This window comes from Enterobacter cloacae complex sp. 2024EL-00214, from assembly GCF_043945575.1.
Lineage (GTDB): Bacteria > Pseudomonadota > Gammaproteobacteria > Enterobacterales > Enterobacteriaceae > Enterobacter > Enterobacter cloacae_P.
This window is the reverse complement of record NZ_JBIMRC010000010.1, coordinates 91,788-104,086: the sequence shown is the minus strand read 5'-3', so window position 1 is coordinate 104,086 and position 12,299 is coordinate 91,788. Positions and strand designations below refer to the sequence as shown.

The 12,299-nt window shown below is 56.4% G+C and carries 10 protein-coding genes; 1 reads left to right on the top strand and 9 read right to left on the bottom strand.

Annotated elements, in window-relative coordinates; all coding sequences use genetic code 11:
- Nucleotides 1-11: 11 nt before the first annotated feature.
- From ACHHZ6_RS13115 to ACHHZ6_RS13095, 5 genes are all read right to left on the bottom strand, one after another.
- On the bottom strand, nucleotides 12-1,559 hold the full coding sequence (locus tag ACHHZ6_RS13115; protein WP_182272265.1) for a sugar ABC transporter ATP-binding protein: 1,548 nt from the start codon (nucleotides 1,557-1,559) through the stop codon (nucleotides 12-14).
- A 50-nt stretch (nucleotides 1,560-1,609) separates the two neighbouring features.
- Nucleotides 1,610-2,539, bottom strand: a complete 930-nt coding sequence (locus ACHHZ6_RS13110; RefSeq protein WP_182918771.1) for a substrate-binding domain-containing protein — start codon at nucleotides 2,537-2,539, stop codon at nucleotides 1,610-1,612.
- A 32-nt stretch (nucleotides 2,540-2,571) separates the two neighbouring features.
- The gene (gene iolG / locus ACHHZ6_RS13105; protein WP_182272266.1) at nucleotides 2,572-3,558 is read right to left on the bottom strand and encodes an inositol 2-dehydrogenase; all 987 of its coding nucleotides are present in this window, start codon (nucleotides 3,556-3,558) and stop codon (nucleotides 2,572-2,574) included.
- A gap of 301 nt (nucleotides 3,559-3,859) precedes the next feature.
- Nucleotides 3,860-5,785, bottom strand: coding sequence for a 3D-(3,5/4)-trihydroxycyclohexane-1,2-dione acylhydrolase (decyclizing) (gene iolD, locus ACHHZ6_RS13100; protein WP_395122329.1), 1,926 nt, complete (start codon nucleotides 5,783-5,785; stop codon nucleotides 3,860-3,862).
- 11 nt (nucleotides 5,786-5,796) lie between these two features.
- The gene (locus tag ACHHZ6_RS13095; protein WP_182918773.1) at nucleotides 5,797-7,302 is read right to left on the bottom strand and encodes a CoA-acylating methylmalonate-semialdehyde dehydrogenase; all 1,506 of its coding nucleotides are present in this window, start codon (nucleotides 7,300-7,302) and stop codon (nucleotides 5,797-5,799) included.
- Between the two features lie 294 nt (nucleotides 7,303-7,596).
- Here ACHHZ6_RS13095 and ACHHZ6_RS13090 point away from each other — a divergent pair, with 294 nt between their 5' ends.
- Nucleotides 7,597-8,427: a MurR/RpiR family transcriptional regulator gene (locus ACHHZ6_RS13090; protein WP_182272269.1), complete on the top strand. Its 831-nt coding sequence runs from the start codon at nucleotides 7,597-7,599 to the stop codon at nucleotides 8,425-8,427.
- Nucleotides 8,428-8,432: 5 nt separating this feature from the next.
- Here the strand turns inward: ACHHZ6_RS13090 and ACHHZ6_RS13085 are convergent, their stop codons facing one another.
- The 4 genes from ACHHZ6_RS13085 to guaB form a co-directional block, all read right to left on the bottom strand.
- The gene (locus tag ACHHZ6_RS13085; RefSeq protein ID WP_182272270.1) at nucleotides 8,433-8,765 is read right to left on the bottom strand and encodes a type II toxin-antitoxin system RelE/ParE family toxin; all 333 of its coding nucleotides are present in this window, start codon (nucleotides 8,763-8,765) and stop codon (nucleotides 8,433-8,435) included.
- 29 nt (nucleotides 8,766-8,794) lie between these two features.
- Nucleotides 8,795-9,028 (bottom strand): type II toxin-antitoxin system Phd/YefM family antitoxin, encoded by a 234-nt coding sequence (locus tag ACHHZ6_RS13080; RefSeq protein WP_004853132.1) that lies wholly within the window; start codon nucleotides 9,026-9,028, stop codon nucleotides 8,795-8,797.
- A 156-nt stretch (nucleotides 9,029-9,184) separates the two neighbouring features.
- Nucleotides 9,185-10,762 carry a glutamine-hydrolyzing GMP synthase gene (gene guaA / locus ACHHZ6_RS13075; RefSeq protein ID WP_182918774.1) on the bottom strand — a complete coding sequence of 526 codons (1,578 nt, stop codon included), beginning with the start codon at nucleotides 10,760-10,762 and terminating at the stop codon, nucleotides 9,185-9,187.
- 68 nt (nucleotides 10,763-10,830) lie between these two features.
- Nucleotides 10,831-12,297 carry an IMP dehydrogenase gene (guaB, locus tag ACHHZ6_RS13070; RefSeq protein ID WP_182272272.1) on the bottom strand — a complete coding sequence of 489 codons (1,467 nt, stop codon included), beginning with the start codon at nucleotides 12,295-12,297 and terminating at the stop codon, nucleotides 10,831-10,833.
- Nucleotides 12,298-12,299 lie beyond the last annotated feature (2 nt).

Sequence of the window (12,299 nt, the reverse complement as noted above, 5' to 3'; positions counted from 1 at the left end):
GAGAAACTCCGTTATGCCGCGTTCAGGGCGTTGTGGTTGATGGCCATCATCGTCATAAGCCGCTCTTCACTGGCGTCGTCGCCGTGGATCTCGCCGGTAACCCGGCCTTCACTCAGGGTGATGATCCGGTCAGAAACCGCCATCACCTCAGGCAGATCGGAGGAGATCACGATCACCGCCACGCCTTTTTTTGCCATATCAAACAGCACCTGATGCACTTCCGATTTGGTGCCAACGTCAATGCCTCGCGTCGGCTCATCAACGATCAACACGCGCGGGTTCAGCGCCATGCAGCGTGCGAGGATCACTTTTTGTTGATTCCCGCCGGAGAGCTTACGTACCTCCTGCTCGCTGTTGACCATCTTGATTTGCAACGCCTGACGGTAAGACTCAATCAGGTCGTCCTCTTTGCGGGTGTTGACGAACCAGCGCCAGTGCAGCAATGAAGAGAGGCAGGAGAGTGACAGGTTGTCGCGAATTGACAGGCCCAGCACCGCGCCCTCTTTTTTACGATCTTCCGGCACCAGCGCCACGCCCTGATCCAGTGCGTAAAGCGGGTCGCGCGGCTGATACGGTACGCCGTCCAGTTCAAACACACCGGAGGTAAAGGCGTCGGCACCAAACAGGCAGCGCGCCACTTCGGTTCGCCCGGCCCCCACCAGCCCGGCAATCCCCAGCACTTCGCCAGCATGAACGTGGAAGCTGATGTCATGCAGCGCAATGCCATGTGGATCCAGCGGCGGCTTTTCACGGCTCAGCCCCTTCACCGCCAGACGAATGGGTTTGTCTTCATGATGCGTTTCGCTGGAAGGGCGACGGTTAAAGGCCACGTCGCGTCCCACCATCAGGCGGATCAACTGCTCTACGGTGGTATCCGCGACCGCCCCGGAGCCAGTGAAGCGGCCATCCTGGAAAACGGTAAACCGATCGCAAAGCTGAAAGACTTCGTGCAGACGGTGAGTGACATAAATAATGCTCACGCCACGGCTTTTAAGCTCCCGCACCACGCGGTGCAGGCTCTCCACCTCGCTGTCACTCAGGGCAGCGGAAGGCTCGTCCATAATGATCAGTCTGGCGTTCAGCGTCAGCGCCCGGGCGATTTCCACCATCTGCTGCTGGGCCACGCTCAGACGAGCAACAGGCGTAGTCGGCGCGACGTTCAGCTGCAGGTAATCGAGAATGACCTGCGCTTCCTGATTTACCGCCTTCTCGTCGACAATCAGGTTACGCTTGCGCGGCTCGCGGCCCAGGAACATATTTTCCGCGACGGTCATATTGGGCAGCAGGTTAAATTCCTGATAGATAGTGATAATGCCCTTGTTCTGCCGCGCCACCGGAGAATCATCCACTGGCAGCGTTTCGCCGTTGAACCAGATATCCCCGCGCGTTTGCGGCTGTGCGCCCGCAAGTGCTTTCAACAGCGTGGACTTTCCCGCTCCGTTTTCACCCAGCAGAGCGTGAATTTCTCCGCTGCCGACGGTCAACTGAGCGCTGCTCAGCGCCCAGACGCCGGAAAAGCTTTTTGCCAGGTCGGTCACTTTCAGTAAGGGTTGCGACATCAGTCTGCTCCTCCTCATAAGGAGCCGCCGCTGGGGCGGCTCCGAATATGTTAGTTACCGGCCTCACCGATACGCTCAGCCTGCTGCAGGTTCTCTTTGGTGATAAGCGTTGGTGGGTAGTCAGCACCGGTGATCGCTTTCTTCTCACGCACGTTCGCCACCAGCTGGCTCATCGCCGTTTGCACCGCGAAACCCGGACGCTGATCGGCTGTCACCGCCAGCCAACCGTCGCGCACGCGGGCCAGCGCTTCAGGCACCGCATCAAAGCCGGTGACAAGAATTTCACCCGGCTTCACGCCCTGCCCTTGCAGGGCTTCAATCGCGCCCAGCGCCATATCGTCGTTCGCAGAGAGGATCACCTGAGGGCGTTTTGGCAGCGACGGCAGTACGCTTTCCACAATGCGCATGCCTTCAGAGCGCATCCAGTTACCGGTCTGATCGGCGACGATCTTGTACTTATCACCCCCCGCTTTCAGGCTGTCGCGAATGCCTTTGGTGCGCTCGATGTTAGAGGAGGAACCTGGCTGACCGGTCAGCAGAATGATGTCTGCCCCGTTGGGGAATTTGGTTTTGACGAAGTCGCCAATCGCCTGCCCCCCTTTATAGTTGTTAGCGCCAAAGTGCGGCACTTTCTTCTGGCTGTCGACGGAGCGGTCGAGCGTGACGATAGGCAGTTTCGCATCCTGAATTTCATCTACCGCGCTGGAAACGGCGTTCACGTCATTCGGGGAGACGATGAATCCCTGCGCCCCACGGGTGATGGCATTTTCCAGGTCAGCCACCTGCTTCGGCGAACTTCCCTGACCATCCAGCACCTGCAGGTTCACCCCCATTTCTTTCGCCGCTTTCACTGCCGTGCGCTGCATGTGGACTTCAAACGGCATAGCCAGGTTTGGCGTACTGAATACGATTTGCTCGCTTTCGGCCATTGCTGCCCCGGATGTCATGGCGATGAGGGCGGCTAAGATCAGTTTTTTCATTATTATGTCTCTCTGTGTAGGGTTGTTGTGGTTTAGAGGACGATCTCACGCTGGCTACGCAGTGATTCCAGCGCTTTATCCGCAAGGTACAGCGCACGTTCACCATCATCGCCGCTGCAATCAGGAACCGTTTCGCCGCGCAGTACCGCAACGAAGTGTTCCCATTCCGCGGCATAGGCGGATTTGTAGCGTTGCAGGAAGAAGTGTTCCGGCAGCGCACTGGTGCAGCCCTGTTTGCCGTAATGCTGCACCTGGTTTTCAAGGATATTGCCCGCGCACAGCAGCCCTTCAGAGCCGTGCAGCTCAAGACGCTGGTCGTAGCCGTAGGCAGAGCGACGGCTGTTAACAATGGTTGCCATCGCGCCGGAGGCATATTTCAGGACAATAAACGCGGTGTCGATATCGCCCGCCTCACCAATCGCCGGGTCAACCAGATTGCTGCCCTGGGCAAACACCGACACTGGCTCTTCACCCATGATGAAGCGCGCCATATCAAAATCATGGATGGTCATATCACGGAACATGCCGCCGGAAACGCGCACATATTCTGCAGGCGGAGGAGACGGATCGCGCGAGATGATCAGCAGCGATTCCGGCTTACCGATACGCCCGGCCAGCACGTCGGTTTTCACACGACGAAACTGCGGGTCAAAACGACGGTTAAAGCCGATGAACAGCGGTACGTCATACTCTTTGACCACTTTCAGACAGTCGCGCACGCGGGCAAGATCCAGGTGTACGGGCTTTTCACAGAAGATGGCTTTGCCATGACGGGCAGCCATTTCAATCAGATCCGCGTGGGTATCCGTGGCGGAGGCAATCAGCACGGCATGAACATTAGGGTCGTTCATCGCTTCATCCAGGCTCTGTTGGCGCGCCTGATAGTGTGTCGCGAGACGAGTGGCAAATTCCTGATTCGGGTCGACCACGGACCAGAGCGTGGTCGCGTTGTGGCTGGCGATGTTAGCTGCATGTACCTGGCCAATTCGGCCAGCGCCCAGTAAAGCAATGTTAAACATAACGGCTCCCGGTGTTGGTGAATGCTGTGAACTAACGACCCTATAAATAAAACATTTATTTCATTTTTATAAATAGTGAAAATTATGTTTTTGAGTGCAGGTTAACATTTTTGAGATGAATGAGATAAATTTTGTTATCAATCTCACAACATCGTGGACGATATGCCCCTCACCCTACCCCTCTTCCCAAAGGGAAGAGGGAACGGTACAGAGCCGTCTTTTCTCCCTCTCCCCTGTGGGGAGAGGGTCCGGGTGAGGGAAAAAAGAAAATGAAATGAAAATTTCGTTACGGTGGGAAAACTTAATACTGACGGGCTTTTTTCAGCATCTCCTGGGTTTGCTCAGCCGCGTGACGAACCGCAAGTGATTCAGCCACCTGCGCATCACCGGTTCGCCACCAGGACGCATAATCATGGGTCATGGTTTTCGGCAGCACTTTGATATCCAGTAGCGTTGGCCCGGGATGCGCACGGGACGCTTCCAGCGCCGTCAGAAGACTTTGCTCATCATGCACCCGCCATGCGCGACAGCCATAGCTTTCGGCATTTTGGGCAAAATCGACCTTCACCAGTGGCCCGTCCAGCCGCCCGGTAAGCGGGTTGCGGTGGCGGTTTTCCGTGCCAAAGCTGCCCATTCCGTGCCCCATCTGCAGGTTGTTAATACAGCCGAAGCTGGCGTTATCAAACAGCAGAATGGTGACTTTTATCCCCTCCTGCACCGCCGTTTGCAGCTCGGAGTGCAGCATCATGTATGAGCCGTCTCCCACTGCGGCGTAAACCGGCTGCTGTGGTTTCGCCAGCTTCGCCCCGATGGCGGCGGCAATCTCGTATCCCATACAGGAATAGCCGTACTCCAGATGGTAGCTGTCCGGCGTTTTGACCTGCCAGAGCCGCTGTAGATCCCCCGGCAGCGAACCGGCGGCCCCCACCACGATGGCGTTATCTTCAATATGCTGGTTAATAAGCCCCAGCACCCGCGTCTGGGTCAACCGGGTGTTGAGCGTGTCGCCGTACTCTGCCAGCTGTGCATCAAGATGCCCCGCCACTTCGGGCGCATCATCAGGGTGCCAGTCCCGCATCCACAGACGGCGGCACTCGTCGTGCCAGGCTTCCCGCGCCAGTGAGATCTCATCACCCCAGCGGCTGCGGTAATGCTTAAGCGCCTGGGTTAATGCCGTCAGCCCGGTGTGGGCATCGGCAATCAGCGCGGTGGCGTCCAGCTTCAGGGCATCAAACTCCGCTACGTTCAGCAGCAGAAACTCAACATCCGGATGGGAAAACAGCGCTTTTGAGCCCGTCGTAAAGTCCGTCAGGCGTGTCCCGATGCCAATCACCAGATCGGCCTGCGGGGCGAGCTGATTCGCCGCCATCCCGCCCGTCACTCCAATCCCCCCCATGTTCAGCGGGTGATCGCTGACCAGCGCCCCCTTTCCGGCCTGGGTTTCGGCAAACGGCAGTTGCAGCGTCTCGACAAACTCGCGAAACGCATCATGCGCACCGGAATAGCGCACCCCACCACCGCACACCACCAGCGGACGGTGTTTGCGGGCAATCAGATCCTGAGCCCGTGTCAGACGCTGTGGGTCAGGCGGTCGACGCTCTATGTGATGCACGCGACGCGCAAAGAAGCTCAGCGGATAATCCCACGCCTCGCCCTGCACATCCTGCGGCAGGCAAATAGTCACCGCCCCCGTGTTTGCGGGGTCAGTCAGCGTTCGCATCGCACTTAACATCGCACTCATTAACTGTTCCGGCCGGTTGATACGATCCCAGTAGCGGGAAACCGGACGGAAGCAATCATTGGTGCTGATACTGAGATCGTGATACTGCTCAATTTGCTGCAACACCGGGTCTGGCTGGCGACTGGCATAAACATCACCCGGTAGCAGAAGCAGCGGGATGCGGTTCGCCGTGGCGGTCGCTGCCGCCGTCACCATGTTAGCCGCCCCCGGCCCGACGGATGACGTCACGGCAAAAATACGCTGGCGACGGTGCTGTTTGGCGAATCCTGTCGCCATATGGGCAATGCCCTGCTCGTTACATCCCTGCATCACTTTCAGATGGCCGGCATCCTGCTCCAGCGCCTGACCGATGCCAAGCACATTACCATGACCAAAGATGGTCGCCACGCCCTCCACGAAGGGCGTTTCTTGTCCATCGACACAGACATATTGTTGATTCAGGAACCTGACCAGCGCCTGGGCCATAGTCATACGTTCGGTTTGCATAACACCTCCTGTCAGCCCAGCGTCGGCATGGAGAATGCAGCGCCGGTGTCTTGCTGCATTTCAGGCCAGCGCGCAGTGACGGTTTTCATTCGGGTGTAGAAACGCACGCCGTCATTGCCGTGGACGTTAAGTGCGCCAAAAATGGAACGCTTCCAGCCGCCAAAGCTATGGAACGCCATCGGTACCGGGATCGGCACGTTTACACCAACCATACCGGCCTGTACCTCTTCGCAGAAGCGCCGCGCGCAGCCGCCGTCACGGGTGAAAATCGCCGTGCCATTACCATATTCATGACGGTTAATCAGTTCCACTGCGCTGTTGTAATCTGCTACGCGCACCACAGAAAGCACCGGCCCGAAAATCTCTTCTTTATAGATGGTCATCTCTGGCGTGACGTTATCGAACAGGGTCGGCCCGACAAAGTAACCCTTCTCATGGCCTTTAACACTGAAACCACGCCCGTCGACGCGCAGGTTCGCCCCCTGTGATTCTCCGCTGTCGATATAGCCCAGCACTTTGCTACGGTGTACTGAGGAGATCAGTGGCCCCATCTCGTTTTCCGGCGTCTGATCCAGACCTGGCCCAACGCGCAGTACGGCGATCTGTTTTTCCAGCCGCGCACAGAGGTCATCTGCTGCTTTATCACCGACCGCCAGCACCACAGAGAGCGCCATACAGCGTTCACCCGCCGCACCATAGGCTGCGCCCATAATGGCATTCGTCGCCATATCCATGTCGGCGTCTGGCATAAGAATGCAGTGGTTTTTCGCCCCACCCAGCGCCTGACAGCGTTTACCGTGGGCGGATGCAGTCTGGTAAATGTATTCCGCAATTGGCGTTGAGCCGACAAAACTCACCGCCTGCACGCGCGGGTCAGTCAGCAGCACGTCAACGGACTCTTTATCGCCCTGCACGACGTTGAATACACCGTCCGGCAGCCCGGCCTCTTTCAGCAGTTTTGCCAGTGCGAGTGCCAAGGAAGGATCTTTTTCCGACGGTTTCAGCACGAAGGTATTACCCGTCGCCAGCGCAATCGGGAACATCCACATCGGCACCATCGCCGGGAAGTTAAACGGTGTGATCCCGACACAAACTCCGAGCGGCTGCATCAGCGAGTGGCTATCGACGCCGGTACCGACGTTGGCAGAGTGCTCACCTTTTTGCAGATGCGGAATACCGCAGGCGAACTCCACCACTTCCAGTCCACGGGTCAGTTCACCGACCGCGTCGGAAAACACTTTGCCATGCTCTTCGCTAATTAAGCGGGCAAGCCTCTCGGTGTTCTCCTCCAGCAACGCTTTGAAGCGGAACATCACTCGTGCGCGTTTAAGCGGAGAATGACGTGACCACGCCGGAAACGCCTGCTGCGCGGCCGCAATGGCCTGCCCGGTTTCCTGTGCCGTACTCATCACCACCTGGCGGATCTGCTCGCCAGTGGCCGGGTTGAAGATTGCCTGAACGCGCTGGCCTGAACCGGTGACACATTCGCCGTGAATAAAATTCGCTACCGTCTCCATCCTTAACCTCTCGCTGTTGATACGTGATTGTTACCTGAACACTGTGTTTACTGAACACTATATATGAAACAAATATTCCATTTTAAGTTGAAATAAAATAAATGATGATTATTGTGATCAAGGATGGATTTTTATGTTAACGACCAACATCACTGGCACAGCCTGCGCTATTAAGGAATTTCACACGAGTCAATGGCTGAAGCTTCTGTTTCATTTTTGATGCCAGATGGATGGCCGACATTTAAAAGACGCGGTTTTGCGTTTAGAATCATAAAACTGTATTTGGGGGACAAAATGACGACAGCAACCAGCCTGAACGAACTGCAGCAGCAAATCCGCGATCGCTACGATAACCTGAGTAAGAGGCTGCAGCAGGTCTCCCGCTATGTGCTGGATAACACGAACAGCGTGGCCTTTGATACGGTCGCCGTCATTGCTGAACGCGCCGATGTTCCACCGTCGACGTTGATCCGCTTTGCTAACGCGTTTGACTTCACCGGCTTCAACGAAATGAAACAGCTGTTTCGAATGAACCTGGTTGAAGAGACCGCCAGCTACAGCGACCGCGCGCGAATGTTCCGCGAAATGGAGAGCGAAGCCGTCCCGGAAACGCCGCTGGATATCCTGCAGGAGTTTGCGCGTTCCAATGCGCAGGCACTTCAGCAGCTGGCCGCCCGTGCCGAACCGGAAATGCTCGAACGCGCGGTACAGCTACTGGCTGAAGCCGATACCATCTACATTGCTGGCCTGCGCCGTTCTTTTAGCGTGGCAGCCTATCTGACCTACGCTCTGAGCCATCTGGAGTGCCGCCCTGTTCTGCTCGACGGGATGGGCGGAATGCTGCGCGAACAGATCAACCGCATTAAGGCACGCGACATTGTGGTGTCGATTAGCTTCTCGCCGTACGCGGAAGAGACGGTGATGGTCAGCGAAACCGCCGCCAGCGTTGGCGCACGGCAGATTGTGATCACCGACAGCCAGATAAGCCCGCTGGCAACATTTAGCGATCTCTGCTTTGTGGTGAAAGAGGCGCAGGTGGATGCGTTCCGCTCTCAGTCAGCAACGCTATGCCTGGTGCAGTCGCTGGTGGTGGCGCTGGCGTATCAGTTGGGTGGCGGGAAGTGAGGTCATTACATGGTTATCAGACGCTTAAAAAGTAACTGCTGGATATCCTGTCGATGTGCCAGGATCACATGTGCTGTCACTAACGTTCCGTCTACTGAGTACAAAACCCGGTAGCCTTCAGCGTGGTTAAACTCCCGGTATTTGGCACAGCCAATTTTCAGTAGCTCAGGGCAAATCTGGCACCCCTGCGGGAACTGACCAACGGTACTCTCAAACTGTGTGAGAATATCTGCGATAACCGGGCGTGGCTCAACATCAATACGGCGCAGGAAACCCGTTATTGTGTCGAGGCAGTGCTTTACCGTAAGCGTGTACTCAAAGGTCACCCGCTGTTCCATGAAAGTCCCTTAACGTTAAGCACTCTGCATTAATCCGCAAGCCCATCCAGCAACTGGTCTTTGGAGAACACGCGCCCTTCCGCTTTATCTTTTTCTGACAGGGTAAGAAGCTTCAGCAAAGCAATGGCATTTTCCCGTTCCTGCTGCTGGTCATAGGATTCTATAACATAAGCAGGTACACCATTTTGTGTAACCAGGATGGGTTCTGACAGATCGAGCGTTGCCGCGTTCTTTTTAACGTAGCTGATTGTCTCTACTTTCATGATGCGTCCACCTGATGGTCATGCCTTAGTTTTAATATAGACCATATTTAGACCACCAACAATAGCCGATTGACGTTTCCTAAGGTCAGCACCGCCGTAAATAAAAAAACCCTCTGTAATAACAGAGGGTTTTGTTCACTGACTAACGGGGGAAACTTATTCCCACTCGATCGTAGCCGGTGGCTTACCGCTGATGTCATAAACGACACGGGAAATGCCGTTAACTTCGTTGATGATGCGGTTGGACACACGTCCCAGGAAGTCGTACGGCAGGTGCGCCCAGTGCGCGGTCATAAAGTCGATGGTTTCTACCGCACGCAGGGAGACAACCCAGTCGTATTTGCGGCCATCGCCCATTACGCCAACGGAGCGAACCGGCAGGAACACGGTAAACGCCTGACTCACTTTGTTGTACAGGTCGGCTTTGTGCAGCTCTTCGATGAAGATAGCGTCCGCGCGACGCAGCAGGTCGCAGTACTCTTTCTTCACTTCGCCCAGCACGCGCACGCCAAGACCCGGGCCCGGGAACGGGTGACGGTAGAGCATGTCGTACGGCAGACCCAGCTCCAGACCAATCTTACGCACTTCGTCTTTGAACAGCTCACGCAGTGGTTCAACCAGGCCCATCTTCATCTCTTTCGGCAGGCCGCCCACGTTGTGGTGAGATTTGATGACGTGTGCTTTACCGGTTGCGGATGCCGCAGATTCGATAACGTCCGGGTAGATAGTCCCCTGCGCCAGCCACTTCACGTCTTCCAGCTTCAGCGCTTCTTCGTCGAACACTTCCACGAACACGCGACCAATGATTTTACGTTTGGCTTCCGGGTCATTTTCACCCGCCAGCGCATCCAGGAAACGCTTCTCGCCTTCCACGTGAACGATGTTCAGACCGAAGTGGTCACCGAACATGTCCATCACCTGCTGCGCTTCATTCAGGCGCAGCAGACCGTTATCCACGAAGACGCAGGTCAGGTTTTTGCCGATAGCACGGTGCAGCAGCATTGCGGTGACGGAGGAGTCAACGCCGCCGGACAGGCCGAGGATCACTTTGTCATCGCCAACCTGCTGACGGATACGCTCAATGGCGTCGTCGATGATTTTTGCTGGCGTCCACAGCGCTTCGCACTGGCAGATGTCACGCACGAAGCGCTCCAGCATGCGCATGCCCTGACGGGTGTGGGTCACTTCCGGGTGGAACTGCACGCCGTAGAAGCGTTTTTCTTCGTTCGCCATAATTGCGAACGGGCAGCTTTCGGTGCTGGCAACGGTCACGAAATCAGACGGGATAGCGGTCACTTTATCGCCGTGGCTCATCCACACGTCCAGCAGCGGTTTGCCTTCTGCGGTCAGGGAGTCTTCAATACCGCGCACCAGCGCGCTATCGGTAACCACTTCAACCTGCGCATAGCCGAACTCACGCTCGTTAGAACCTTCTACGTGGCCGCCCAGCTGCATTGCCATCGTCTGCATGCCGTAGCAAACGCCGAATACCGGCACGCCTGCTTCGAACACGTACTGCGGTGCGCGCGGGCTGTTGTCTTCAGTGGTGCTTTCCGGGCCGCCGGAAAGGATGATGCCGCTTGGATTGAATTCGCGGATCTGTGCTTCCGTAACATCCCACGCCCACAGCTCACAGTAAACGCCCAGTTCACGCACGCGACGCGCTACCAGCTGAGTGTACTGAGAACCGAAGTCCAGGATGAGAATGCGATGTTTATGAATGTTTTCCGTCATTGACGCTAATTCCGAGGCAAGTGAAACAGATTAAATAAATCGCCCGACGCGAAGTCGGGCGAAGAAAATCAGGAGCCCAGACGGTAGTTCGGGGACTCTTTGGTGATCGTCACGTCGTGAACGTGGCTTTCCTGGATACCCGCACCGCTGATACGTACGAATTCCGCTTTAGTACGCAGCAGGTCGATGGTACCACAGCCGGTCAGACCCATACAGGAACGCAGGCCGCCCATCTGCTGGTGAATGATCTCTTTCAGACGGCCTTTATAGGCAACGCGACCTTCGATACCTTCCGGTACCAGTTTGTCCGCTGCGTTGTCGGTCTGGAAGTAACGGTCAGAGGAACCTTTGGACATCGCGCCCAGGGAGCCCATGCCACGGTAAGATTTGTAAGAACGCCCCTGATACAGCTCGATTTCACCCGGAGATTCTTCAGTACCGGCCAGCATGGAGCCAACCATCACTGCAGCCGCACCGGCCGCAATGGCTTTAGCGATGTCACCAGAGAAACGAATACCGCCGTCAGCGATAACCGGGATCCCGGTACCTTCCAGTGCTTCAACCGCGTCAGACACGGCGGTGATCTGTGGAACGCCCACACCGGTGACGATACGGGTAGTACAGATGGAGCCAGGGCCGATACCCACCTTCACCGCGCTGCAACCCGCGTCAGCCAGGGCGCGAGCGCCTGCACCAGTCGCGACGTTACCGCCGATGATCTGCAGATTAGGGTATTTCGCACGGGTGTCACGAATACGTTGCAGAACGCCTTCGGAGTGGCCGTGGGAGGAGTCAATCAGCAGTACGTCAACGCCAGCAGCAACCAGCGCGTCAACACGCTCTTCATTGCCCGCACCAGCACCCACCGCAGCGCCCACGCGCAGACGGCCATGCTCGTCTTTACAGGCGTTAGGTTTACGCTCTGCTTTCTGGAAATCTTTAACGGTGATCATGCCGCGCAGGTGGAAGTTTGCATCCACAACCAGCGCTTTCTCAACGCGTTTTTCGTGCATCTTCGCGAACACAACGTCACGGGATTCGCCTTCACGAACGGTCACCAGACGCTCTTTCGGCGTCATGTAAACGCTGACAGGCTGGTTCAGGTCGGTGACGAAACGCACGTCACGGCCGGTGATAATACCGACCAGTTCGTTAGCTTCAGTCACGACCGGGTAACCGGCAAAGCCGTTACGTTCGGTCAGGGCTTTCACTTCGTGCAGGGTCGTGGTTGGCAGAACGGTCTGTGGGTCAGACACGATCCCGGATTCATGTTTCTTCACGCGGCGAACTTCTTCCGCCTGACGCTCGATAGACATGTTTTTGTGAATAAAGCCAATGCCACCTTCCTGTGCCAGGGCGATTGCCAGGCGCGCTTCAGTCACGGTGTCCATTGCCGCAGAGAGCATAGGAATGTTCAGGCGAATGGTTTTGGTCAACTGCGTGCTGAGATCGGCAGTATTCGGCAGAACGGTGGAGTGAGCGGGAACAAGGAGGACGTCGTCAAACGTCAGGGCTTCTTTAGCGATACGTAGCATGG

Excerpts from the sequence above, each read along its gene's own strand:
- ACHHZ6_RS13115 (WP_182272265.1), bottom strand. The coding sequence starts at position 1,559 with ATGTCGCAACCCTTACTGAAAGTGACCGACCTGGCAAAAAGCTTTTCC.
- ACHHZ6_RS13110 (WP_182918771.1), bottom strand. The coding sequence starts at position 2,539 with ATGAAAAAACTGATCTTAGCCGCCCTCATCGCCATGACATCCGGGGCA.
- iolG (WP_182272266.1), bottom strand. The coding sequence starts at position 3,558 with ATGTTTAACATTGCTTTACTGGGCGCTGGCCGAATTGGCCAGGTACAT.
- iolD (WP_395122329.1), bottom strand. The coding sequence starts at position 5,785 with ATGCAAACCGAACGTATGACTATGGCCCAGGCGCTGGTCAGGTTCCTG.
- ACHHZ6_RS13095 (WP_182918773.1), bottom strand. The coding sequence starts at position 7,302 with ATGGAGACGGTAGCGAATTTTATTCACGGCGAATGTGTCACCGGTTCA.
- ACHHZ6_RS13090 (WP_182272269.1), top strand. The coding sequence starts at position 7,597 with ATGACGACAGCAACCAGCCTGAACGAACTGCAGCAGCAAATCCGCGAT.
- ACHHZ6_RS13085 (WP_182272270.1), bottom strand. The coding sequence starts at position 8,765 with ATGGAACAGCGGGTGACCTTTGAGTACACGCTTACGGTAAAGCACTGC.
- ACHHZ6_RS13080 (WP_004853132.1), bottom strand. The coding sequence starts at position 9,028 with ATGAAAGTAGAGACAATCAGCTACGTTAAAAAGAACGCGGCAACGCTC.
- guaA (WP_182918774.1), bottom strand. The coding sequence starts at position 10,762 with ATGACGGAAAACATTCATAAACATCGCATTCTCATCCTGGACTTCGGT.
- guaB (WP_182272272.1), bottom strand. The coding sequence starts at position 12,297 with ATGCTACGTATCGCTAAAGAAGCCCTGACGTTTGACGACGTCCTCCTT.